This window comes from Synechococcus sp. HK05 (assembly GCF_019104765.1).
In the GTDB taxonomy this organism is placed as follows: Bacteria; Cyanobacteriota; Cyanobacteriia; order PCC-6307; family Cyanobiaceae; genus Vulcanococcus.
In genome coordinates this window covers 60260-82884 of the sequence record NZ_JAHRXJ010000010.1, presented here as the reverse complement: position 1 = coordinate 82884, position 22625 = coordinate 60260, and the positions used below count along the sequence as shown (strand labels likewise).

Sequence of the window (22625 nt, the reverse complement as noted above, 5' to 3'; positions counted from 1 at the left end):
GCGCAGTCGGCTCAGGCCAGGGCAGCCAGCTCAGCCAGCAAGCGCTGGGTGGTGTGGAAGGCCAGAACGGCTTCTTCCAGGAGCTCCTCCTCGTCTTCTGGGGACAGCTCCATCGCCTCGAAGCCGTCGTGAAGCTGATGCTTGAGGCTGGAGCGATCCTCGCCAAAGGCCCAGAAGTTCAGGGCCGGCAGCTCGTGGCTGCGCAGGATGGCGTTGGCCTGCTCCCCCAGCTGCTGGCCGCCGGAGAGGTCCCCGCCGTAGCGCACATACACATGGGCCATGAAGCGATGGGGAGCCTGGCGGGCCAGCAGCCGCAGCTGCTCTAACCAGATCGCAGCGGCCGCTGATGGGGGCGTGGCCTCCACGCTGGAGAGCGCGGCTAGATCCTGTTGCAGAGCGGTGGTGCGCTCCAGCGCTGTCCAGGGAATCGAGCGGGCACCCAGGGCAGAAGCCAGCTCCGGTCCCGCCTGCTCAAGTAGGGCATAGGCCGGTGCCAGGGCCCGCATCAAGGCGGCCAACTGGCGGGGCGAGGCTTGCCCGTTGAGGAGAGCCCGGGAGAACGCCATGCCTTCCGCCTGGTGATGGGCCTTGCCGATGCGGGCATGGAGCTTGCGCACGCGCGGGCCGAAGCCCTTGCGCAGCTGGGCATCGACGGGGCCGGCGTGGTCGGAGATCGAAGGCAGCTGAGCTGTGGAATTGAGCATGGATGCAACCGCGGCACCGCGGCGCGAACTAAGGCAACGCTATAACGCTACTGTTGTCTCGCAGTTCTCTGGTTGCGATTTCGTTGCAACCGTGCCGATGGCCCACCCCTTCGCCTCTCAGCCGTTCCAGTCGCAGCTTGATGTGCAGTTGTTGCTGGCCCCCAGCCGCCAGCTCAGCGGTGATGGTCAGCTGCGCGAATTGATGCAGGAACGCCGCCGCCATCTCGGGGATGGCAGCGGCGGCCTCTGGTATCTGTCGCCGGAGCGCCTGGCCGAGCTCCGGCACTGCGGTCTGCAGCTCAGCGCGGATGGCACCGAGGCTTTGGCGATCCGTGAACCGCATGCAGCGCAGTGGCTGCAGTTGCGCTTCGGGGGGCAGTTGCAGCCCATCAGCCTGAGCAGCGCCTGGCTGATGGATGAGGCGCTGGAGCTTCCCGCTCCGGCGCCGTTGGCCCCGGTGGGCTGAGCGTCGCTCAGACCATGGCCGCCGCGGCCCCGGCCAGAATCCGGCGGGCCGCAGGCGGCTCGAAACCAATCGTTTCCAGTGCCTGCTGGAAGAGCTCGCTGAAGCTGGCCAGCAGCTCGATCGGATCCATGCCGATCGCCTGAAGGTCTGCGGCGAGGCTCTGCAGGATGCTGAGCGTGATCGGTAGAGCCCGCTTCGCGATCGCGGCAGCCGACGTTTCCACGGAGGCAAAACGCTCCCGCAGCCAGCGCTCGGCATAGCCGAGGTGCTCGCCCTCGTCCGCGATCACAGCCGCGGTGATCGGGGCGGCATAGGCATCGGCCACGGGGAGATAGTGGCGGTAGGCCGCCACGGCGAAGCACTCCACCACCAGCCCCTGGATCACCAGGCAGCCGGCGAGATCCCCTGCGCGGTCGCGTTCGAGAAACAGGGCGTGCAGGGGCGCAAAGAGCTGCCGGGCCAGCCTCACATCCGGTTGCACCCCCAGATGGCGGCCGCAGCCCACGAAATCGCTGGCGTGGCGACCCTCCATGGCCGCCAGCCTCTCCAGCTCCTGCTGATCTTCGGGGATCGCGCGTGAGAGCAACCGGAAGTGGCGATCGGCCAGACCCTCTCCCACCACCACCATGCCGTTGATGCGGCTGTAGGCATGGCGGTAGGCGGCCGAGGTGATGTCGAGCTGCGGCGTGGATGGTTTATTGAAGACCATGATTCAAATCTCTAAAGGGTGATTGAGCTCTTGCCGAGCTTTTTCCCAAAGGTCTGACTTGGGCATTGATCGGCAGTCTTCGAACCAGGGCCCGCCGAGTGTGTAGTGGAGCAGTCGCGCATCATCTGGGACCTCCTGAACGCCGACTAGGACATTCCATTGCGGTGGCAGAGCACCAATTTCTTCGGTTTTGGTCCACCCAAACTGATGAAGTTCTAGCCCGCTAGCCGTGTTTACGTAGTGAGGAGAAAGCGCTTTGCATCTTGCGCAGTTGAACAGCATGACTGATGACCAATTCTTGCGTTGGTAGGGGCTCTGGGGCATGCCTTGGAACTTCAGTCCAGATGCGCAGTTATGGTTGTGCTGAACAACCTGTACTGCATAGCGCTCATCGCGTAGCTCCCATAGCTCAGTGATATCCCCCTGGCAGAGTATGTCTGCGTCCATAAAAATGGCCCAACCCTGATAGCTGCACATCCATGGCACAAGGAACCTGCTGAAGGAGAATTCTGTGCTCTGGAGTGGATGTGTAGATCGGTCGTAGACACTCTCAAGCTGTGTCAGCCTGACCTGCCCAATCTGTACTGGCTTACTGGAGCGAGCCTGGATTGAATCTGTCAGAACATTGACTGCGACGTCCTCTCTCGAGTCGAAACCGATGAAGACTTTGATCGGATCAGATGGTTGCATCGGTTTTCAGTAAAAGTGGGGCCAGGCGGATGCGGCGCGCCAGGCCGAGACGATGCAGTAGGCGGATGTGCTGCCAGGTGAGGTCGAGCTCCCACCAGCGGAACCCCATGCGAGCGCTGCTGGGGTAGGCGTGGTGGTTGTTATGCCAGCCCTCGCCGAAGGTGAGCAGCGCCACCCACCAGTTGTTGCGGGAGCCATCACCGCTGGCATGGCTCACATAGCCCCAGCGATGGGTGGCTGAATTCACCAGCCAGGTGACGTGGTACACGAGCACGAGCCGCAGTGGAATCCCCCAGAGCACCAGGGCCCAGCCGCCCACTCCCGTGCCCTGGCCAATGGCATAGAGCAGCGCCGCCAGGGGCAGCTGCAGCAGCAGGAAGTTGCGATTCAACCAGCGGTAGTAGGGCACCTCCTGCATGTCGGGGGTGAGCTGGTGCACGTACCGCTGGGCCGGCACATCCCGCAGCATCCAGCCGAAATGGCTCCACCAGAAGCCCAGATGGCTGTTGTGGTGATCAGCCGGATCGTCGGAGTGGAGATGGTGGTGGCGGTGTAGACCCACCCAGTCGATCGGGCCGTGTTGGCAGCTGAGGGTGCCGCAGGTGGTGATCAGCGCCTCCAGCCAGCGGGGCACCGTGAAGGCGCCATGGGCCAACAGGCGGTGGTAGCCGAGCGTGACCCCCACACAGGCGGTGAGCCAGTAGAGCAGCAGCAGCGTGCCGATGGCCTCCCAGCTCCAGAAGCGGGGTAACAACGCCACCAGGGCGAGGGCGTGAATCACCACCATGAACACGGTGGTGCCCCAGCGGCGCCGCTGACGGCGGGGGCTCACGCGGATGCCCTCCTTCAATGGCGGGATGGTCCGAAGGGTGCTCATGCAGCCACCTCAGAGCGCTGCATCGGCTGGAGGAACTGGCGCAGCAGCAGCGAGCCAAACCGCGCCTTGAGGCCAAGCTGGCGCAGGGGTTGCCCCTGGGCCGCCTTGATCCGGCGGAAGGTGTCCACCAACTGATCGCGCAGCTCGAAATAGGCGGGTGTGAGCGCAAACACCACCGGGAAGGCGCGGCGCGCGGTGCGGTTGGTCTGGCGCATCACCTCCTCATCGAAGCGATCGGGATCCATGCCGAGCAGGCGGTAGAAGTTGCCCCGCTCACACACCGTGAGGCTGTGGGTGAGAAACACGCTCCAGAGGAAGAAGCGGCTGAGCAGCCGGCCGCGCAGCCCGCTGTTGAGGCCAGGCCAGCAGCGGATCAGCATGTTGAAGATGTCGCCGTGGCGGTTTTCGTCCTGACACCAGGGCTCGAAGAAGTCGAACAGGGGTGCGAACGCATTCTCAGGATTGGCTTTGAGATGGCGATCGATCAGGATGTAGCGCCAGTAGCCGATCTTCTCGGAGAGATACACCGAATAGAGCACCCAATTCAGCGGGAACCAGGTGACGGGCCGTTTGCCACTGAGGGACGGCAAATCAATCACAATCCCCTCGGCCACCAAGGCTCGATTCAGAAAGCCCGCGTGGCGAGCTTCATCGCGCGCCATCAAGTTGAACAGGCGGCTGAGCTCGGGCCGTTTGGCCAGCTTCAGCTGGCGTGAGAGTTCTTTGAAGAGCAGGAATCCCGAAAATTCCGATACGCAGGAGCGCACCAGATAGCTTTCATACGCCTCTTTTTGCTCGGGGGCGAGGTCGCGCAGGCGATCCAGGGGAGCCTTGCGATCGAAGTGGTCGCGGTTGTAGTCGGCCTCCATTTCGCCCAGCATCGCCTCGAAGGCGGGGCGCTCCGCCTCGAGGTCTGTGCGCGCCGCCTTGGCGATTTCGGTGGTGTAGAACCGCGGCGTGAGCAGGTCTTCGCTCAGGTGGGGGGCCGCCGAGGGCTGGGGAGCGCTAAGCGGGCGAGAGGTGGTTGTCATCAGCGGGCAGAAGCGTTGGAGCGGGCGATGCCATAGGCCGTGGCATCGGGGCCGTGGCGGTGGTTGGTGAACCAGCTCTGCAGTGCGAGCAGCCAGGCCAGGCGTGCCTGGCGATCGCCGGAGGTCTTGAGCAGAGCGTCTTTGGCGTCGTCGATGGCTTGCCGATGCACGCCGCGGTGCCCGGGGCAGAGGCAGCCCTGTGCTGAGAGCCAGCGTTCCTCCAGGCGCAGGTGGAGGCGCAAGTCCCAGAGCAGCCGCCGGCAACCACGTTCCATGGCCAACGCTTCTGCCGCCGTCCATGCCGGTTGCATGGGGCCATGGAGCCAGAGCAGTTCAGCCAGGTAGGCCTCGAGCCCGTCGTGCTGGCGCTCGAGTAACGGCTCTTGGTCGACCCAGTGCCGCGGCCACGGCCTGGGCTTGGCGCGGACGGGTTCAGCGAGGAGCACAGCCATGGAGCAGGCCTCCGAAGCAAAGCGGCTTCAGCATATAACGGCATCGTGATCCTGCAGATGCCGCAACAGTGAGATCGCTGGAGCGCTGGAGCGCGCTATCTTGCTCCTGCGTGACCCGTGGGGCTATGGAGCACCTAGCCGAATACTTCAAGGTGTTTTCGGAGCCCAACCGCCTGGCGGTGCTCGAGGCTCTGCGAGGTGGCCCGCTCAATGTCACGGCTGTGGTGGAGAAGACTGGGCTCAGTCAGGCTTTGGTGTCGAAGCACCTCAAGCTGCTCACCATTGCCGGTGTGGTGCAGCGCCGGCCGGAGGGGTCGCTCGTGTTCTACGAGGTGAACGACAAGGCCGTGTTCAAGTTGCTGGCCCAGGCCGAGAAGCTGTTGCTCGCCTCCCGCCGTCAGCAATTGGATGCATTGGCTGCGATCCTCTGATGGGATCTCAGCCCAGTGATCTGGCACGGCTGCGTGCGGCGTTGGCCGCTGGAGAGAAAGACCTGCGCTCTCTGAGGCTTGGCGAGATCGATGGCCTCGACCTCGACCTGTCCGGCTGCAATCTCGATGGCAGCTGCTTCAAGGAAGCGCGCTTCGGCCACGCCACCTTGCGAGGAGCGCAGGCCCATCGCTGTTGCTTTCAGCAGGCCTTGATCTGGGGCGCTGATCTCTCGGAGCTGGATGCGCCGTCGTCGTGTTGGCATGAAGCGGATCTGTCGGGATCACGGCTGCAGGGGGCCAATTTCAGCCATGCGCTGATGCATCGCTGTTGTCTGCGCGGCGTGGTGGCGGCGAAGAGCCGCTGGTGCAATGCCCGGCTCGTGGAAGCCGACTTCCGTTCTGGCTTGGATCAACTCACCGATCTCGGCTATGCCGATTTTTCCGGAGCTGATCTCAGTTTTGCGTTTCTTCAGGGGGCCAACCTGCACGCGGCCGTCTTGAAGGGCAGTTGCCTCTATGGGGCCAATCTGCGCGGTTGTGATCTGCGCGGAGCCGATCTGCGTGATTGCGATCTGCGCGATACCCAATTGCAGGATGCCCAGCTGGAGGGGGCATTGATCGACTGAGCGCCTAGCTGTGAAGAAACCACCCCCACCTGATCGAACGGTTCAGCGGCTGCGTCGACGATCCGGTCTCTTGGTCTCTGAGGATCGTCGCGGTGGCTGGCTGCGGCACTGGCGTGAGCCTTATCTCCTGGCGCTGGCCATGTCATGGCCGGCCTTTTTGGCCTTAGTGGCCCTGGTTTACCTCGCGATCAACCTGCTGTTTGCGGGGTTGTATGTGCTGGATCCAGCCGGGATCGGTGGCGTCACCGGTGAGACCGTCAGCTTCGCTGAGGCCTTTTTCTTCAGTGTGCAAACCCTCGGCTCCATCGGCTACGGCGTGCTCCACCCGGTGAGCCTTTACGCCCATCTCGTGGTCACGGCGGAATCCCTGAGTGGGTTGTTGTTCATTGCCCTCACCACCGGTTTGGCCTTCGCGCGCTTTTCACGTAGCACAGCGCGGATTCGCTTCTCCCATCTGGCGGTGGTTCACACCTACAACGGCTCGCCCACGTTGGCGTTTCGTTTGGCCAATGAACGCCGCAATGGGTTGCTGGAGGCACGGTTGCGGCTGTTTCTCTCGGTGGATGAGGTGAGCGCTGAGGGCCATCGCATGCGCCGTCTCAAGCCATTGGCCCTCGAGCGCGATCAGGGCATTGCCTTTTTGTTGATCTGGACGGCCATGCACCGCATCGATGCCAGCAGTCCGCTGCATGGGATGGGTCCGGATCAGTTGCGGGAGCTCAATGCAGAGCTGGTGGTGTCGTTCTCGGGGATCGATGAAACCTTGGAGCGGCCGGTGCATGCCCGCACCAGCTGGCCAGCGGAGCGCATCGCCTTCGGCTGCTGCTTTGTCGACATGCTGCACAACATCAACGGCGAACCTGGCATCGATTGGTCGCTGTTTGATCGCACCCGCCTCTGCCCTGCTGATTGAGTTGTTGCCATGACCCACTCCCCTGCTCCCGATACCGGTTCCTGGTGGGATCAGCGCTACCGCGAGGGCAGCGATCGCTGGGAGCTGGGTGCTCCGGCGCCCCCACTGCAGACCTTTCTCGCGGAACACGCCCAGGCGCCGAAGCCGCCCGCTCAGGTGCTGGTGCCGGGCTGCGGCCGCGGCCATGAAGCTGCGTTTCTGGCTGCCCTGGGCTTTGTCGTGGTGGGGTTGGATTTCAGCGCCGAGGCGATCGCGGAGGCGCGCCGTTTGCATGGTGAAGTGCCCGCTCGCCTGCGATGGCTTCAGGCCGATCTGATGGATGAGGCCGCGTTGGCGGCGGCGGGATTAGGCCCAGGCAGCTGCGATGGGGTGCTGGAGCACACCTGTTATTGCGCCATTGATCCAGGCTTGCGGCCTGCCTATCGCAAGAGCGTGGCGCGGCTGATCAGGCCCCAGGGCTGGCTGCTCGGGCTGTTCTGGTGCCATGGCCGCCCGGGCGGGCCGCCGTATGGCAGCGATGCCGATCAGCTGGTGGCCGACTTCACAGCGGCTGGTTTCAGTCAGGAGCTCTGGCAGCCCGCCACCAATTCCGCCCCAGGCCCCGACAATCAACCGCGTGACAACGAATGGCTCGGCCTCTGGCGCCGGGCTGCACACTGAAGGGCAGCGCGAACGAGCGGCCCTGAACCCTCAGCAGACTCCGGATCTGATCGTTGTGGGCAGCGGCCTTGGGGGCCTCTGCTGCGGCGCCTTGGCCGCGCGCCATGGCCTCGAGGTGCTGGTGCTCGAGGCCCACGATCGCCCCGGTGGGGCAGCCCATGGCTTTGAGCGGCGTGGCTTTCAGTTCGAATCGGGCCCCTCGCTGTGGAGCGGCCTGGGCCGCTGGCCCTCCGCCAACCCCTTGGCCCAGGTGCTGCGGGCCGTGGGGGAATCGGTGCCGGTGGTGCGCTACGAGGAGTGGGGCCTGTTGCTGCCGGAGGGGCAGCTGCGCATCGGCGTGGGAGCCGAGCCGTTCCTGGAGGCGGTGCGCCAGCTGAGGGGGGCGGCTGCGGTTGCTGAGTGGCGGGCGTTCATGGCCTGGCTGGAGCCCTACTGCCGCGCCGCTGGATCGCTGCCGCTGCTGGCGATGCGGCCTGGCTTGGGTATGGCAGGGGTGCTGGGTGCGCGTGGTTCGGCCACGCTGCTGCGCCAGGCGCCGCGGCTGGCCGCTCTGGGTGGGGCTTTTGGGCCGATGGCGCGGCGGCATCTGCGCGATCCCTTCCTGCTCCATTGGGTGGAGATGCTCTGTTTTCTGATCTCCGGCTTGCCGATGGATCAGACCAGCGCCGCCGCCATGGCCACCCTGTTTGGCGAATGGTTTGAGCCGAACGCCAGCCTCGACTACCCCCTCGGCGGCAGCGCCGCGGTGGCCGAAGCACTGGTGCGCGGTCTGCGGCGTCACGGCGGTGAGCTGCGCTGCAAGGCCCCAGTGCGCCAGATCCGCCTGGATGGCAACCGCGCGATTGGCGTGGAGCTGGAGAACGGCGAGCATCTGGATGCACGGCTCGGGGTGGTGAGCAATGCCAGCCCCTGGGACACGTTGGCCCTGCTGCCCGAAGACGGTGTGCCGCGGCGCTGGCGCCGGCAAACCGCCGCGACGCCGGCCTGCGCCAGCTTCCTGCACTGGCATGTGGGGTTGCGCGGTGGCGAGGCGGTTGACGAGCTACCGATCCACCACGTGTGGGTGGGCGACTGGGAGCGCGGCATCGGTGCGGAGCGCAACATGCTCGTGTTCTCGATGCCCTCACGGCTTGATCCGCAGCTGGCGCCCGAGGGCCATCAGCTCCTGCATGCCTACAGCCCGGCCAATGAACCCTGGGAGCTCTGGCGGGATCTCGAGCCCGGCAGCGCGGCCTATGAGGCCCTTAAGGCGGAGCGCTGCGGCGTCTTCCGCGAGGTGTTCAGCCAGCTGGTGCCGGATCTGGCGGAACGCATCGTGCTCGAACTGCAGGGCACGCCCCACACGCACCGCCGCTATCTACGCGTGCATCAGGGGAGCTATGGCCCGGCCATCGGCGCGGATCAGTCGCCCTTCCCTGGTGGCAGCACGCCGATCGAGGGGCTACAGCTCTGCGGTGCCGGCGTGTTCCCGGGGATCGGCGTGCCACCGGTGGCTGTGAGCGGCGCCATGGCCGCCCACAGTTTTGTGCCAGCGGCCCAGCAGAAGGCGTTGATTCGGGAGCTGAGGCTTTAGGCGCTGGCCTGCAGTAGGGGCAGCAGCTGCTCAGCCAGTGCTTCGGCGCTGCGCAGGGCACCCTCCACCCGGCCAAAGCCGAGGCCGCCGATGGCATCGCCGCAGAAACCAATGCGGCTGTCTGGGCAGAGGCTGAGCTCTGGGGGCAGGCCGGGCGCCTTGGGGAAGGCGGCCCCCCAGCGCATCAGTTGGCGTTCAGCGCCGGCGGTGCTCAGGCCGAGAGCCTCCTGCACGGCCTGATCCAGCGCTTCGATCACTCGAACCTCGGCCTCCGGCGCTGGTGCGGCCCCCAGCAGCTGGGCGGCGGAGGAGCGCGAGCCATACACCTGAAGGTGCCGCTCCGCGAAGGCGGCGCTGGATTCCACCACCACGCCCCAGCGCCCGCCTGCCATTGCCTGCAGCGACACCCGCCGGATGCCCCAGCGCTGCTGCGCTGCGGCCGTGAACTGCAGTAGGCGCCAGGGTTGTTGCCGCCAGGCCGCGGCACCGGTTTCGCTGAGGCTGAGCAGCAGGTTGCTGCTGGCCTGGGCGTCGATCGCAGCCAGGGCGGATGCCGCTTCCAGCAGCTGCGGTTCTCCCAGCTGGGCTGCGGCCTGCTGCAACGGCACCTCAGGCCAGCCGAATACCGCCTGGCAACGGGGGTGCGCCAGCAGGGTGCCGCTGAGCACAAGCCAGCGGCACTCCAATAGCGGTTGCCCCTCGCGCCCCAGCAGCCGCCAGCCCTGGCCATCGCTCAGGGGCTCTAGGGCGCGCACCAGCGTGCTGCTGTGCAGTCGCACGGGCGCGGGTTGCTGCGCCTGTGCGAGCAGGCCGCGGCAGAGGTCATCCATCTGCGGTTGTCCCTGCCAGAGGGTGCCGCTGCTGAGCGGATCCGGCAGCGCCGCCCCCAGCTGCCCTGTGCCATCGAGGCTGTGCATCGCGCCGCTGAAGGGGGCGATCCAGCCGCCACGGCGCAGGGGGGCCAGCAGCTGTGGTTCGGGTTGGGCGGTGATGTTGAACAGCGGCGCGCCGTGGTTGAGCGCCAAGCCCGGATCCCGTCGCGAGTGGCGGGTGGCCGTGCGGCCGCCGGGGCCGCGGCCGATCTCCAGCAGCGTCAGCGATCCCGCCCAGCCCCGTTGGCGCAGCGCTGCCGCGAGGGAGCAGCCGGCAACGCCGGCACCGATCACGGCGAGATCCACCGCAGGAGCGCTAGTTGCCAAGTTTCTCCAGCAGCACGTTGGTGAGCTTGATCTCGCAATTGGTCACGAAGATGCCGAAGCCGGTGCCTTGGAAGGTGAGCGAATTCATGTAAACGCAGGCCTGGGATCGGGCTTTGCGGAAGTCCTCGAACTGCGTCTGTGGATTGGTTGTGCTCTTGAAAAAGCCCGTCAACGTGTCTTCCCAGAGGGGCAGGAACCGGTCGCTGGGAACGGCGGCGGCCTCGCTGGCGATCGCCTGCATCGCCTGCTTGAGGGCGCGGTCTTTCTTCTCCAGCTCGGCCCGCACGCAGATCGACATCTCCACGGTGCTCCCCGCTTCACTGCAGACCTGCTGCTGCTCCGCCTGGCTTGGTGCCTGCCCCAGTAGCGCGGCAGTCGCCCCTGCAAGAGCCAGGATCCGTCGCTTCATGGTGGGTGGCCGAGGGTCTGAGCGCAGTGTGCCCGCTCGATGCACGCGTGGCAGCCGTTAGCGTCGCACCTCAACGATGGATGGCCGTGGCGGTTCCGGTGCTCAACGAGTCCCAGCGCCGCAAGTGGGACAGCAGCGACGACCAGCTCTTCTACGCCGAGCCGCGCTTTGTGCAGCATCTCGATGAGGCCTTCCGCGCCCGCCTCACCGCGCTGTATCGCGAGCGCATCCCCGCGCGGGCCGTGGTGCTGGATCTGATGTCGAGCTGGGTTTCGCACCTGCCGGACGACGTGATCTACGAGCGGGTGATCGGCCATGGGCTCAATGAGAAGGAGCTCGCGGCCAACAAGCGGCTTGATAGCCATTGGCTGCAGAACCTCAACCTCAATCAGGAGATCCCGCTCAAAAGCGAGAGCGTGGATGCGGTGTTGATCGTGGCGGGTTGGCAATACCTGCAATATCCAGAGGCGATCGCGGCCGAGCTGTTGCGGATCACACGGCCCGGCGGTCAGGTGATCGTGTCGTTTTCGAATCGGATGTTTTTCACCAAAGCCCCCCAGATCTGGGCTGATGGGAGCGATCGAGATCACCTCACCTATGTGGCGGAGGTGTTGATGGCCCAGGGCTGGCCCAAGCCCGAGATCGTGGCCGAAGAAACCCGCGCCATGGGCTGGAAGGGGTTGGTGGGTGGCAAAGGCGACCCGTTCTTTTCTGTGATTGCCACCAAGCCGCAATGAGCCCATCCCCATCCGCCTCACGCGAGGTGAACGCCACGGAGCTACTTCAGCTCGAGCAACAGGCGCGCCGTTCTGGCAGTGGCGTGGAGGCTGAGGCGCTTCTGGGTGTGTGGCAGTTGCAGCTGGTGTGGCCCAAGGGGCAACAGCGCCCCTCCGCTTTCAGTGGTTGGCTGTTGCGCGGGCTCTCCGCGCGCCTCGAGATCAGTGCCGACCGGGAGGGCCTGCTGCTGAGCAATGCCGTGAATCTGGGGGCGGTGGAGCTGCGCTTCCGCGGTCGCGGCCGATTGGAGGGCAAACGGCCCCTGCTGCTGTTCAGCTTTGAGCGGCTGCAGCTCAGCCTCGGGGGCTGGCGCCTTCTGGAGCGCAATCTGCCGGCTCCCGCACCGCAGCGCATGCCCTTTTTTGCCTTGATCCATCGCGATCCATCCGGTTGGTTGGCGGCCCGCGGTCGCGGCGGCGGACTGGCTCTGTGGCAACGCGCCGATCACCCAGCTGCCGTTGCCAACATGACCACAACAGCACCCTGAACTCGCCATGGCTTGTCCGCGTTGCGGCAGCTGGTCCGTCCGGGCCGATCGCAGCCTTGGCGGGCGCATGGTGTGCGGCCGCTGCGGCACGCCTTTCCAGGGCGTGAAGCAGGGCGGTAAGGGCCTCCTGCCGCTCAGGCCTGGGAGGCGCTCCTGGCGTTGGTGGCTGCTGGGCTTGCTGGTGGCTGCGGCAGCACTGGCGGCTCTGGATCCAGGATCACGTTCTCCCTTCAGACCCCATGGTTCCAGCGATCGCCCTCTCGATCGGTGGCAGTGATTCCGGTGGCGGTGCCGGCATCCAGGCCGATCTGAAAACGTTTTTGGCCCTGCAGGTGCATGGCTGCTCGGCCATCACCTGTGTGACGGCGCAGAACACCTGTGGTGTGAACCGCGTGGATGGCCTACCCCCCGAGGCCCTGACCGCCCAGATCGAAGCTGTGTTGAGCGATCTGCCGGTGGCGGCTCTGAAAACCGGGATGCTGCTCAATCGAGCGCTGATCCAGGCCACGGCCGCCGCGCTGCGCCCACTGGCCATTCCGCGGCTGATTGACCCGGTGATGGTGTCGCGGGCGGGATCAGTGCTGCTGGAAGCCGATGCGATTGAGGCCTATCAGCGGGAGCTCCTGCCCCTGGCGGAGTTGATCACCCCCAACATCCATGAGGCGCGGCTGCTGAGCGGGTTGCCGGTGCAGAGCGCAGTTGATGTGGAACGGGCAGCCGCTGCCTTGTTGGAGCTCGGTTCTGGGGCGGTGCTGATCAAGGGGGGCGGCCTCGCCGACCTGCGTGGCTGCGACTACCTGCTTCAGCGCCAGGGTTCCGGCCAGTGGTTGCGGCACGCGCCGGTGGATACACCCCATAGCCATGGCAGTGGCTGCACTCTCGGTGCAGCGATCACGGCGTTTCAAGCCAGAGGTGTACCGCTGCCGGACGCCGTGCAGCAGGCCAAGCGCTTTGTGGAGCAGGGTCTGCGCTTTGGGCTAGCCATCGGGTCGGGTCAGGGTCCACTGTGTCACTGGCATCCGTGGCTTGATTCCGATGGCTGACGCTCCCTATCTGATTGCGCTGGCGCTGCTGGAGCAGAACGGCGAGCGGGCGATGCCCCTACAGGGCAAATCGCTGCGGGAACCGCTGGAGCGGGATGCCGATCCCGGAGAGGTGGGCCGGATGCAGGCCCTCGAATTGCTGACGCGGGTGTGGCAGCGCAGCGATCAAGGGGCGCTGCAGCGTGCCGGCGGTGATCACAGCTTGCTGGTGGTGGCGGTGCCGATCGAAGCGTTGCAGGAGGCGCTTCCGGCCCTGAAGGCCCGTTGGCTCAACAGCGGTGACACGCCGGCGCTGCTCCAGGAGCTGCGGAGCCTGGGTAGTGGTCTTTGGAGCTTGCAGCAGGAGCCGCGCCAGCCCCTGGTGTTCAAGCCACTTCTCGGTTGAGCATCGGTCGCTCGGCCAGCTCGTCGCGCCAGGCCTGAGCCCAGAGCAGTTGGCTGCGCTCGTAGAGCTGGGCCAGCTCGAGCACGGCGCAGTCGTGGTAGTCGATGCGGAGATCCAGTAAGGGGAAGGCCGCTTCACCGCTCACCTGCAGCGCGGCTGAGGTGGCCTGGCTGGAGCGACGGTCGCCACCGGCCGCTTCACCAGCCTGCAGCGCATGCATCAGGCGCCGGCCGAGTTTCCAGCTGGGGTTACTGGTGAGAAACGCCTCTTCCATGGCGATCAGCACGGCTTCCCCCTCCAGCAGATTGCCGGCAACAGCCACCCCATCGCGGCTGCGATGGCCAGCCCAAGGGCCGCAGTCGGCGCCGGTCCAGGCGGCGGTGTGACCGCGGGCGTCGATCAGATGAAACTGCCGGCGCTCGCGCTGGGGGTCGTCGCGCAGAAGGCTGGCTTTCACGGCGTCGGCGCTCAGGTTTTGCTCCAGCCGCTCGAGCCCGCAGATGCCCAGGTAGGGATTGGTGTGGGCCTGGGTAGCCACGGCTCCAACCCCGGAGCGGATGTGGGGCACCGTGGAGCCCACCGCGAGATGGCAGGTGGCCACGGCCACGCCGAAGCGCCCGTTGCTGGGATCCCGCGCCAGGATCGAAAAGGTCATGGCGTTGGGCCTGGATTGAGCTCCTGATCCAGCTCGAGCAGGCTTGCGAGCAGCACGTTTGTGCCAGCCACGCATTGCTCCAGGCTGGTGAATTCCGCGGCGGAGTGGCTGAGACCCCGGTGACTGGGAACGAAAATCATGCCCATCGGCCAGCGCCGCCCCATCTCCTGGGCATCGTGGCTGGCCCGGCTGGGTAAGGGGCTGGCGCTGTAGCCCAGATCGGCCGCGCAGCGCGCAATGGTGGCCATCACGGTGGGGTCGGCCGGGGTGGGCTTCACCTCAAATTGGGGCTCGATCAACACGCTGCAGCCGCTGCGGGCCTCGATGTGCGTGAGCTGTTCACGCAGCTCCAGTTCGAGCTGGCTGAGAACCTCGCCGCTGAGGTCGCGCAGGTCGACGCTCATCACCACCTCACCGGGCACAACATTGGCGGCGTTGGGCCAAACATCCAGGCGCCCCACGGTGGCCACGGGATCACCCGGGTGCGCTGCAGCCAGCTGCTGCACCACCAGCACCACCTGGGCAGCAGCCACCAAGGCATCCTGGCGCTCGCCCATGGGCGTGGTGCCGGCGTGGTTCGCCTGTCCGTGCACGCGGATGGTGAAGCGCCGTTGCCCCACCACCCCTTCCACCACGCCGATGCTGTGTTGGCGCTGCTCAAGCACGCCCCCCTGCTCCACATGCAGCTCCACAAACGCGGCGATGGCCTGGTCGCTGCGGCGGGCCTGGCTGAGATGGGCCCAGTCGCCGCCCAGGTGCGCCAGGTTGCGTTCGATCGATTCGCCGTTGCTGGTGGTGTAGTCGGCCGGATCGGCACTGGCCACACCGCACATGCCTTTGCAGCCCACCATCGTGGATTCCTCGTCGGCAAACACCACCAGCTCCAAGGGGTGGCGCAGCTGGTGATTGGCGTCGTTCAGGCAGCGCACCACCTCCAGGCCGGCGATCACCCCCAGCGCTCCGTCGTAGCGGCCGCCGGTGGGCACCGTGTCGAGGTGTGAGCCCGTCACCAGAGCCGGCAGCGTGGGCTCGAGCCCTTCGCGGCGGGCGATCAGATTGCCGGCTGCATCCACCCGCACGCTGAGCCCAGCCTCCTGGAGCCAGCTGCCCAACCGTTCACGGCCGCGGCGATCATCGGGGCTGAACCCGCGCCGGCACACGCTGCCGTCTGGCTGGGCGCCCACCTCCGCCATCGATTCGATGGCGGCCAGCAGCCTCAAGCCATTGGCTTGCAGACGCGGAGCAACCGGGGTGGCGACAGACAAGCGTTGCTGGTGATCACAACCTCAGCAGAGGATCTCCTGTTGCTGCCGATGGCCGTGTAGTGAAGGCGACACTTCGGGATGCCAGCCCAGCTCATCGGCCATGGCGCGCGCTTTGGCGGGGATGTCGTCGGCGATGAACATCCGATGCAGCATCTGCACCCCCAGCAGGTGGTTGATCACGGCATCCATTTGCACCCGTTCGGCATCGCTGGTGGCCGGGTCGTCGTGGCGGGCGAAGAGGGCCTTCACGCCTTCCGCGCTCAGCAGGCCGGCCTCAGCAATCGCTGCATCGCTGAGATAGGCGTTAGCCAGCTCCTTCATCTGCTGCCACTTCTTGGGCTCGGTATGGGCCGGCGGTGCCATGAAGGCGAATTTCTCACGCTTGTAGAGCACCTCCGGCAGCAAACCGGCCATCGCTTCACGCAGCACATATTTCTCGGTTTTGCCCTTGATGCGCAGCTCCGGTGGCACCTGCACCGCCACCTCCGCGAGGTGGTGATCGAGGAACGCCGGCCGCGCTTCCATCGAATGGGCCATGTCGACCCGATCGCCACCCCAGGTGAGGATCTGCCCCTCCAGCATGGTTTTGATCCACACGTACTGGGCGCGATCCAGGGCGTGACGCCCTTCCAGCTGCTCGGGATTGAGTTGCTCAGCGATCGCTTTGCCCGGGGCATAGCCCTCCAGGGCGGTGCGATGGGCTTCCGCTAGCAGGGCCGGCACCAGGGGTGCGCAGGCCAGCCAGGGTTGAAGGCAGCTGGGGGTGAAGCCCACCACCGCATCGAGATCGGGATCGTCGATCTGGTTGGCAGCCAGCATCGCCCCCTGCACCAACGCGTTCGACTGCTCCAGCAGCTCTTGGCAGGCGCGTCGCTCCTGCTCCGGCAGATCGTCGAGGCCGTGCAGATACATGTCGCGCCGGAAGGCGGGATAGCCGCCGAACAGCTCATCGGAGCCTTCCCCGGTCATCACCACCTTGTAATGAACGTCGTTCACGTGGCGGCTCATCAGAAACTTCGCCACCGCCAGGGTGTTGTAGATGGTGCGCTCCGTGTGCCAGATGGTCCGTTCCATCCAGCCGTACAGCTGCTCGCCAGAGAGGCGCAGCACATCCTGTTCAGCCCCTGTGGCCTCCGCCATCTCACGGGCGATCGGCGTTTCGTCGTAGCGGGCATCGTCGAAGCCGATGGTGAAGGCCTTCACCGGGCTCTGGCTCACCGCCGCCGCTAGGCCGAGGATGGAGCAGCTGTCGATGCCGCCGGAGAGGTAGCAACCCACGGGCACATCGGCCACCATCCGCAGTTCCACCGCTTCCAGCAGGGCGGCGCGGATCGCTTCGATGTGGTGCTGTTCCCCCAGGCTGCGGTCGCGTTCGCCCTCGCGCGGGAAGTTGAGATCCCAGTAACACCATTCCGACACCTGCAGGGCTCCATCGCGCCGCTGCACCTTCAGCACATGGCCGGGCTTCACCTGGTGGATGCCGGCGAAGGCGGTACTGCCGGGCACCATTGTTTGCATCAGCTGGTGGAAGAGGCCTTCGGAGGTGAAGCGCCGCTCCACCGCTGGATGGGCAAACAGCACCTTCAGCTCGGACCCGAACACCAGGCCTTCGGGGGTGAGGCACCAGTACTGCGGTTTGATGCCGAAGCGGTCGCGCACCAGATAGAGGCTGTCCTCGCTGCGGTCGTAGAGGGAGAAGGCGAATTCACCGCGCAGTTGCGGCAGGGTGCGCTCCAGCCCCTGTTGTTGATACAGGCGCAGCAGGATTTCGGAATCGCTCTTGCTGCTGAAGCGCACACCGCGGGCAGTGAGATCGGCGCGGATGCGCTGAAAGTCGTAAAACTCGCCGTTGTGGGCCATCAGCAGCTGCTCATCGCTGCTGCTGAAGGGCTGGCGCGCCCGGTTTTCATTTAGGTCGATGATCGAGAGGCGGGCATGGCAGAAGCCCACGCCAGCGTCGTCGAACTGCCGGATGCCGAAACCATCCGGGCCGCGATGCACTTGGATCGCCGCCATGTTCACCAGCAGCTGCGGGTCGATCGCCTGCCGGGAGTTGTTGTGAAAGATTCCGCCGATGCCGCACATGGTTCAGATCACATCCATCACGCGGTCGGTGCGGTCCACCAGGCAGGTGAGCAGGGCCATGCGCAGGAACACAGCGCCGCGGGCCTGGCTGAAATACCAGTTGTGCGGTGTGTCGTCCATGCAGGTGCTCAATTCCGGGCCGCGTGCCAAGGGGTGCAGCACGATCGCGTCGGGCTTGTAGGGGAGATCGCGGGTGAGGCGGAAGCTGCTGCCATGCACCTCATAGCTATCGCCAACCCAGGCAATGGCATTGATATAGATCACATCGAGCTCAGGGATCTCGCGGTGCAGGTTGGTGCTGAGTTGAATGTTGAGCCCTGCTTCCCGGAGCTCCTCGAGCTGGCCTGGATCAAAGAGTTGATCGGAGGCGTGGGTGTGGGGGTCGTAAATGATGGTGATGGTTTCCACGATCTGCGGAAACTTCGCGAGGATGTGCAGCAGCGATCGCACCGTGCGCATCCGATTCGGGATGCCCACAATGCCGATCCGCACGCGCTCGGAGCGGGGAACCGTGGTGCTGGCGAGCTGCGGTCTCCACTTGAACAGGGTGAAGAGATCGGCCATCGCCTGGGTGGGATGTTGATCGATCCCGTTGCCGGCGTTGATGATGGGGATTCGGAGTGATTCGGTCATCTGGTAGACCGCTTCGGCGTGGTTATCGCGCAGCACAACGCAGTCGCCGTAGTTGTTGAACATATGGGCGACGTCGGACAGGGATTCCCCCTTGGCGATCCCTGTGCTGCTGCGGTCGGTGATGTTGATCGAGTCGCCACCGAGGCGGTGCCATGCGCTATCGAACGACAGGCGTGTGCGGGTGCTCGGCTCATAGAAGGCGTTGATCAGGATTTTTCCTTTGAGCGGCAAATTATGGGTGATGTATCGATTCGGATTGCTCTCAAACTTGGCCGCCAGGCGGAACAGCTGCAGCAGGGTTTCGGCCCGGAAGGGGCGGATCGACACCACGTGCTGATCGCTCAGGTCGAATAAGGCTTCGCCGTCTTCCTGGATGCTGCTCAGCAGGGCCTGGGGTTGTGTGGCGCCGTAGATGTCGGGGCCCAGCGGTTGAAACCGCAGTGATGCAGCGGTGTCAGAACGCTTTTCGGGCGAAAGAAGGGCCATGAATACCTCAGACGACAACAAGGCCGCTGAAACCTTGCGTGTCGTGAAAGTGCACTAGTCACACCCTGCACGACGGAGAGTCCGCTTGCTGCGGATCGCCAGTGAATCTTCAAACTACAGCCTATTTGGTAGCCGTTGCTGCACAAAGAGCGTGAATTGATTTACGAGCAGCTCGGGTGGAGATGTGAATGTTTTTACGGACGGTTCACCACACGTTGTTGGAGCGCCACTCGCGCCACCAGATCACCAGCAGCGCCACCACCGCAAAGGCCAGTCCGGCCAGGCTGCCGAACACCACCAGCCGCAGCAGGTTCAGGCTGGCGATCCAGGTGCTGTTGGCCAGGAGGGCCAAGGCCAGGGTTGGGGTCATGGGATCACTCTCCCCGCAGGGTGCGCCATTGGAAGTGTTCGGGCTGAAGGCCTGTGCCAACGGCCATCACCACGGCAGACACCGCGGCGGAGATCAGGGCCGCGCAGTAGGGCGCGATCTGCACGTAAGCGATCAGGCCCGCAGCGCTTCCAGTGAGCATCGCGGCGATCGCGGCCTGCCGATTGGCTTGGGGCCAGTAGAGGCCGTAGGCCACGGGCCAGATTGTGGAGGCCACCAGGGCGCCGGTGAAGAACAACACCGATGCCAGGGAATCCAGCCGCGGCCATGAGAGGGCCAGGGTGATCAGGCCCAGCGCCACCACCACGAGCTTGGTGGCCTGGCGCAGCTGGGCATCGCTCAACTGGGGATTGAGCAGCTTGAAGATCACATCTTCAGCCACCAGGTCGGCTGTGGACGCGAGCAGGGAGTCGAGCGTGGAGGTGAGCGAGGCGAACACCACCACAAACACCAGTGCCGCGCCGCCGGCCCCCAGCAGCTGGGAGGCCATCACCGGGAACACCATGTTCACCTGGGGCAGTGCGAGGTTGTCAGCCAGGGCCACCAGGCCGATGGAGCCGGTCACCACGGGCACGGTCATCCAGGCCAGGCCGCCCAGGATGAACGAGTTGAACACCACCGAGCTGCGGCTGGAGAACACCCGCGACCACCAGATGTTGTTGTGAAACACCTCTCCCATCGAGAAGAGAGCTGAGTTCCAGGCGATCAACAAACCGGCGGGCAACAGCAGGTTGAGCCGATCCGGGTGGCTGGCCGCCAGGCTGCTGTGCACCTGCTCCAGTGGGAAGCGTTGGAAGGCCAGCACGGCCACCACCACCAGCAGCGCCATGATCAGCAGCGACTGAATGAAATCGGTTCCCACAACCGCACGCATGCCGCCGTAAAGCGTGTAAACGGTTGAGACCCCGATCACCACCACCATGCCGAGCCTGTAATCAAAGCCCGATAGCGCTTCCAGCAGGATGCCGGCGCCCATGGCTTGGGTGATCAGGAATCCCAGGGTGTAAACCGCTGTGATCAGCATGAACACCCACCAGGCCGCACGGCCGTAACGCAGGCGGATGAAGTCACCGCTGGTGCGGCCATGGGGCATCAGCCGTTTGATGCGGATCGCCAATGGCGCAAACAGGATCAGGCCCAGTCCGGCCAGGGCATAACTGAACATGCCCCAGAGGCCATTGCGGTAGCCGAATTCCGGGGCGAGCAAGGTGGTGTTGCCCGTCACCCAGGAGGCCATCAAGGTGGCTGTACTCAGGGCTAAGCCGATGTTGCGGCCCGCCAGCATGTAATCGTCGGCATCGCCCTTGCCGCCCCGTCCCCACGACACGCCGAGGGCGATCCAGAGCACCGCGAAGATCACCACCAGCGCCCAGGCGATGCCGGGGGAGAGCAGGGGCGTCGTAGCCAGCATTGGCATCGCTTAGTCCTCCCCCCAGGGATCCCGGCCCTGCCAGCTGAGATGTCCCTTGAGGATCATCCCGGCCGTGGCGGCCGTGACCACAGCGCCGATGACAAAGATCAGCAGCGCTTGTTGAAAGTCATCCACAGGCTTGGCTGCACTGGTTGGCAACCTAACCCTGCCGTTGTGATGAAAATTGGCTTACATCCTGCGCCCTTGTTCAGTTGTATTCGCCCGGAATGTCGTTCTTGTGAACGGTCACGCGATCGAACTTTTTCCCAGACGCGCGCAGCAGTTCATCGCCGGAGAACTCAAAGCCCAGCTTCAGGGCGATCTGCGCAACATCGTCGGCCGTGGCGGCCGCCAGCACCTCGCTTTTCAAGGCTGCATCCTTTTGCAGGCGGGCCAGGAAGGCCTTCAGTTGATCGAGTGACATCAGGGCCGAGCCGGGTGAGCCAGTTTCACAGCCAGTGGTGCGGGTAGGGAGTGCTGCGGCCCGGCAGGCGATGGAACAGCACCGCCAGCGCCATCAGCAGCAATGATCCGCTCAGCACCGGCACCAGGATGAAGCCAGGCCTGGCCTGCAGCAGAACGCCCAGCAGGGCCACGGCTCCGGCCGGCGGATGCAGGCAGCGCAGCAGCTGCCCCAGGGCGATCGTGATCCCCACGGCCATCCCCATCACCCAGGCTCCGTTCCCGAGCAGGGCCACGCAGATCACGCTCACCACAGCGGCCAGCGTGTTGCCCAGCACGATGTTGCGCGGCTGGGCCAATGGGCTTTCGGGGTGGCCGAACAGGAGCACGGTGGAGGCGCCGAACGGGGCCACCACCAGCCCGTAGTGGCTCCAGGTGCTGATCAACCCCAGTGCCGTGATCGCCAGCAGGGCACCCATCCACGCTGTGATCACCTGATGGCGCTCAAAGCCGGGCTGATAGGCGCGCCCGCGCTCCCGCTCGGCCTGCACCCGCCGCCAGACCATCACTGTTTCGGTATCAACGCTGACAAGTCAAGCGCTTTCCGGCAGGAACGGGTCGAGAAAGCTGAGCGGTCGGTTCATGGTGGCCGAGAAGCCCAGGATTCCTCGGTCGCGATGGCTGTAGAGGAGGGTGTCGTCGGTGTCGATCAGGAAGGTGCCGCCCCGTTGGGTGATGAAGCTGTCGCTCGGCACGTAGGTGCGCCAGTTACCGAGCACCTCGTTCATGTTGCGCAGCCGCACCGTGGCCAGCTCGAACGGCCGCTGGAACCCTTCGCCGCCGGCCAGGCGGAACAGGGGGCTGTGGATCCGCTGCGGTGCCGTGCGGTCGCCCCGGTAGCCGCGGAACACCTCCGCCAGCGTGCCGGGCGAGCCGATGCCCGCACACATCAGCAAGAGCCCAGGCCAGGGGCCGCCCGGTGTCTGCAGACCCTCGTAGAGGCCTAGTTCCCGGTGCAGCGCGGGCTCGGCATCCACCTGGAGCATCTGCCGCGGGAAACCGGTGTAGCGGCAGAAGCGATCGGCGCCGGGCCCATCGCCGATGGCGATCGCCAGCGTGCGGATCCCCGCGGCCTCCAGCTGCGGCAGTGCTGGCACCAGGGCCTGGGCGTACTCCATCGAATCGAAATCGCCCAGCTGCGTGAGCAGCAGCACCAGGCGGCGACCGCTCTCCAGGCCTGGGGTCTGCCGTAGGCGCTGCAGCAGGGGGGCGGGCGCTTGCATGCCTGCGGTGGTGCGGGTGGCACAAACTACCCAGGGATGCTCAACCGCATGGATCGCCGCCACTGGCTGCTGTTGCTGGCCGCCGTCGCCTGCATTGCCGGCCTATTGCTCTGGATCGGCGAGATCGATCTGGGCATGGAGGACACGCTCAGCCCACCACCACCGTCTGCTCCCGCCGCCCCCGCTCAGCCATGACCCACCTGCTGCTCACGCTCACCCTGGCGCTGTTTCATTTCGTTGGACCGGTGCCGGCGGATCTGGGCGTGCACAACGGTGCTCTTTCTGCCTGCCCCAGCCCCGCCCATTGCGCCCGAGCCGATTGGTCGGTGGCGGATCCCGCGGCAGCCCTGGCGGCGCTGGTGCCGGTGATTGAGGCCACGCCGCGCACGGAGGTGCTGGAGCAGGGCGATGGCTACCTGCATGCCACCGCCACAAGTGCTCTGTTCGGCTTTGTGGATGATCTAGAGCTCTATGCCGATTCCGCTCGTGGTGTGCTGCAGGCGCGCTCGGTGTCGCGCCTCGGGGATTCCGATCTGGGCGTGAATGCGCAGCGGCTAACAGCACTGCGTCAGCAGCTTCCTTAAC

At 65.5% G+C, this 22625-nt stretch carries 30 protein-coding genes; 12 read left to right on the top strand and 18 right to left on the bottom strand.

Translation table 11 applies throughout. The features are described 5' to 3' along the window. Positions 1-11 precede the first annotated feature (11 nt). Entirely contained in the window at positions 12-704 is a 693-nt protein-coding gene (locus KUL97_RS08900) for a biliverdin-producing heme oxygenase (protein ID WP_217796632.1), read from the bottom strand. 97 nt (positions 705-801) lie between these two features. On the opposite strand from KUL97_RS08900, the gene KUL97_RS08895 reads away from it, so the two are divergent. Further along, the gene (locus KUL97_RS08895) at positions 802-1170 is read left to right on the top strand and encodes a hypothetical protein (RefSeq protein WP_217796631.1); all 369 of its coding nucleotides are present in this window, start codon (positions 802-804) and stop codon (positions 1168-1170) included. A 7-nt stretch (positions 1171-1177) separates the two neighbouring features. Here the strand turns inward: KUL97_RS08895 and KUL97_RS08890 are convergent, their stop codons facing one another. From KUL97_RS08890 to KUL97_RS08870, 5 genes are read right to left on the bottom strand one after another with little or no spacing between them, the layout of a single operon-like run. After that, complete coding sequence (locus tag KUL97_RS08890) at positions 1178-1879, bottom strand: long-chain fatty aldehyde decarbonylase (protein WP_254896372.1); 702 nt, start codon at positions 1877-1879, stop codon at positions 1178-1180. Between the two features lie 3 nt (positions 1880-1882). Then, on the bottom strand, positions 1883-2569 hold the full coding sequence (locus KUL97_RS08885; RefSeq protein ID WP_217796629.1) for a glycosyltransferase: 687 nt from the start codon (positions 2567-2569) through the stop codon (positions 1883-1885). Further along, the gene (locus tag KUL97_RS08880; protein ID WP_217796628.1) at positions 2556-3446 is read right to left on the bottom strand and encodes a fatty acid desaturase; all 891 of its coding nucleotides are present in this window, start codon (positions 3444-3446) and stop codon (positions 2556-2558) included. Before KUL97_RS08880 ends, KUL97_RS08885 begins: the two co-directional genes overlap by 14 nt. Further along, positions 3443-4477, bottom strand: coding sequence for a magnesium-protoporphyrin IX monomethyl ester (oxidative) cyclase (gene acsF / locus KUL97_RS08875; protein WP_217796627.1), 1035 nt, complete (start codon positions 4475-4477; stop codon positions 3443-3445). The genes KUL97_RS08880 and acsF overlap by 4 nt, the downstream gene beginning before the upstream one ends. Beyond that, the gene (locus KUL97_RS08870) at positions 4477-4929 is read right to left on the bottom strand and encodes a hypothetical protein (RefSeq protein WP_217796625.1); all 453 of its coding nucleotides are present in this window, start codon (positions 4927-4929) and stop codon (positions 4477-4479) included. Before KUL97_RS08870 ends, acsF begins: the two co-directional genes overlap by 1 nt. 125 nt (positions 4930-5054) lie before the next feature. On the opposite strand from KUL97_RS08870, the gene KUL97_RS08865 reads away from it, so the two are divergent. From KUL97_RS08865 to KUL97_RS08845, 5 genes are all read left to right on the top strand, one after another. Beyond that, positions 5055-5360 carry a helix-turn-helix transcriptional regulator gene (locus KUL97_RS08865; RefSeq protein ID WP_217796749.1) on the top strand — a complete coding sequence of 102 codons (306 nt, stop codon included), beginning with the start codon at positions 5055-5057 and terminating at the stop codon, positions 5358-5360. Beyond that, the gene (locus tag KUL97_RS08860) at positions 5360-5986 is read left to right on the top strand and encodes a pentapeptide repeat-containing protein (protein WP_217796623.1); all 627 of its coding nucleotides are present in this window, start codon (positions 5360-5362) and stop codon (positions 5984-5986) included. The genes KUL97_RS08865 and KUL97_RS08860 overlap by 1 nt, the downstream gene beginning before the upstream one ends. A gap of 70 nt (positions 5987-6056) precedes the next feature. Next, positions 6057-6899 (top strand): ion channel, encoded by an 843-nt coding sequence (locus KUL97_RS08855; RefSeq protein ID WP_254896371.1) that lies wholly within the window; start codon positions 6057-6059, stop codon positions 6897-6899. 9 nt (positions 6900-6908) lie between these two features. Next, positions 6909-7559: a methyltransferase domain-containing protein gene (locus KUL97_RS08850; protein WP_217796622.1), complete on the top strand. Its 651-nt coding sequence runs from the start codon at positions 6909-6911 to the stop codon at positions 7557-7559. A gap of 55 nt (positions 7560-7614) precedes the next feature. Beyond that, a complete protein-coding gene (locus KUL97_RS08845; protein WP_368656129.1) occupies positions 7615-9132 on the top strand; it encodes a phytoene desaturase family protein in 1518 nt (505 codons plus the stop codon). Here KUL97_RS08845 and KUL97_RS08840 read toward each other — a convergent pair. After that, positions 9129-10331, bottom strand: coding sequence for an NAD(P)-binding protein (locus KUL97_RS08840; RefSeq protein WP_217796621.1), 1203 nt, complete (start codon positions 10329-10331; stop codon positions 9129-9131). The two genes, KUL97_RS08845 and KUL97_RS08840, sit on opposite strands and share 4 nt — an antisense overlap. After that, positions 10321-10740 carry a lysozyme inhibitor LprI family protein gene (locus KUL97_RS08835; RefSeq protein WP_217796619.1) on the bottom strand — a complete coding sequence of 140 codons (420 nt, stop codon included), beginning with the start codon at positions 10738-10740 and terminating at the stop codon, positions 10321-10323. The genes KUL97_RS08840 and KUL97_RS08835 overlap by 11 nt, the downstream gene beginning before the upstream one ends. An 86-nt stretch (positions 10741-10826) precedes the next feature. On the opposite strand from KUL97_RS08835, the gene KUL97_RS08830 reads away from it, so the two are divergent. The 4 genes from KUL97_RS08830 (at position 10827) to KUL97_RS08815 (ending at position 13432) form a co-directional block, all read left to right on the top strand. Continuing rightward, on the top strand, positions 10827-11477 hold the full coding sequence (locus KUL97_RS08830; protein ID WP_217796746.1) for a methyltransferase domain-containing protein: 651 nt from the start codon (positions 10827-10829) through the stop codon (positions 11475-11477). Beyond that, a complete protein-coding gene (locus tag KUL97_RS08825) occupies positions 11474-12004 on the top strand; it encodes a hypothetical protein (RefSeq protein WP_217796618.1) in 531 nt (176 codons plus the stop codon). Before KUL97_RS08830 ends, KUL97_RS08825 begins: the two co-directional genes overlap by 4 nt. A gap of 239 nt (positions 12005-12243) precedes the next feature. Continuing rightward, a complete protein-coding gene (gene thiD, locus KUL97_RS08820; protein WP_217796616.1) occupies positions 12244-13047 on the top strand; it encodes a bifunctional hydroxymethylpyrimidine kinase/phosphomethylpyrimidine kinase in 804 nt (267 codons plus the stop codon). Next, the gene (locus tag KUL97_RS08815; RefSeq protein WP_217796615.1) at positions 13040-13432 is read left to right on the top strand and encodes a hypothetical protein; all 393 of its coding nucleotides are present in this window, start codon (positions 13040-13042) and stop codon (positions 13430-13432) included. Before thiD ends, KUL97_RS08815 begins: the two co-directional genes overlap by 8 nt. Here the strand turns inward: KUL97_RS08815 and KUL97_RS08810 are convergent. From KUL97_RS08810 to KUL97_RS08765, 10 genes are all read right to left on the bottom strand, one after another. After that, positions 13413-14087, bottom strand: a complete 675-nt coding sequence (locus KUL97_RS08810) for a DUF1028 domain-containing protein (RefSeq protein WP_217796614.1) — start codon at positions 14085-14087, stop codon at positions 13413-13415. The genes KUL97_RS08815 and KUL97_RS08810 overlap by 20 nt on opposite strands. Next, positions 14084-15352 (bottom strand): Zn-dependent hydrolase, encoded by a 1269-nt coding sequence (locus KUL97_RS08805; RefSeq protein ID WP_217796613.1) that lies wholly within the window; start codon positions 15350-15352, stop codon positions 14084-14086. The genes KUL97_RS08810 and KUL97_RS08805 overlap by 4 nt, the downstream gene beginning before the upstream one ends. A gap of 21 nt (positions 15353-15373) precedes the next feature. After that, entirely contained in the window at positions 15374-17437 is a 2064-nt protein-coding gene (gene asnB / locus KUL97_RS08800) for an asparagine synthase (glutamine-hydrolyzing) (RefSeq protein ID WP_217796612.1), read from the bottom strand. 3 nt (positions 17438-17440) lie between these two features. Continuing rightward, a complete protein-coding gene (locus KUL97_RS08795; protein ID WP_217796610.1) occupies positions 17441-18556 on the bottom strand; it encodes an aspartate carbamoyltransferase in 1116 nt (371 codons plus the stop codon). A gap of 205 nt (positions 18557-18761) precedes the next feature. Beyond that, complete coding sequence (locus KUL97_RS08790) at positions 18762-18926, bottom strand: hypothetical protein (RefSeq protein ID WP_217796760.1); 165 nt, start codon at positions 18924-18926, stop codon at positions 18762-18764. A gap of 4 nt (positions 18927-18930) precedes the next feature. Then, positions 18931-20355: an urea transporter gene (locus KUL97_RS08785; protein WP_217796609.1), complete on the bottom strand. Its 1425-nt coding sequence runs from the start codon at positions 20353-20355 to the stop codon at positions 18931-18933. A 9-nt stretch (positions 20356-20364) separates the two neighbouring features. Beyond that, a complete protein-coding gene (locus KUL97_RS08780; protein ID WP_217796759.1) occupies positions 20365-20514 on the bottom strand; it encodes a hypothetical protein in 150 nt (49 codons plus the stop codon). 49 nt (positions 20515-20563) lie between these two features. Then, positions 20564-20779, bottom strand: coding sequence for a Nif11-like leader peptide family natural product precursor (locus KUL97_RS08775; RefSeq protein ID WP_217796608.1), 216 nt, complete (start codon positions 20777-20779; stop codon positions 20564-20566). 25 nt (positions 20780-20804) lie between these two features. After that, positions 20805-21323, bottom strand: a complete 519-nt coding sequence (locus tag KUL97_RS08770; RefSeq protein ID WP_217796607.1) for an HPP family protein — start codon at positions 21321-21323, stop codon at positions 20805-20807. 27 nt (positions 21324-21350) lie between these two features. Continuing rightward, a complete protein-coding gene (locus KUL97_RS08765) occupies positions 21351-22040 on the bottom strand; it encodes a peroxiredoxin-like family protein (protein WP_217796605.1) in 690 nt (229 codons plus the stop codon). Positions 22041-22088: 48 nt separating this feature from the next. Here KUL97_RS08765 and KUL97_RS08760 point away from each other — a divergent pair, with 48 nt between their 5' ends. After that, positions 22089-22235: a hypothetical protein gene (locus tag KUL97_RS08760; protein ID WP_217796603.1), complete on the top strand. Its 147-nt coding sequence runs from the start codon at positions 22089-22091 to the stop codon at positions 22233-22235. Further along, the gene (locus tag KUL97_RS08755) at positions 22232-22624 is read left to right on the top strand and encodes a DUF1499 domain-containing protein (protein ID WP_217796602.1); all 393 of its coding nucleotides are present in this window, start codon (positions 22232-22234) and stop codon (positions 22622-22624) included. Before KUL97_RS08760 ends, KUL97_RS08755 begins: the two co-directional genes overlap by 4 nt. The last annotated feature ends 1 nt before the right edge of the window (position 22625 follow it).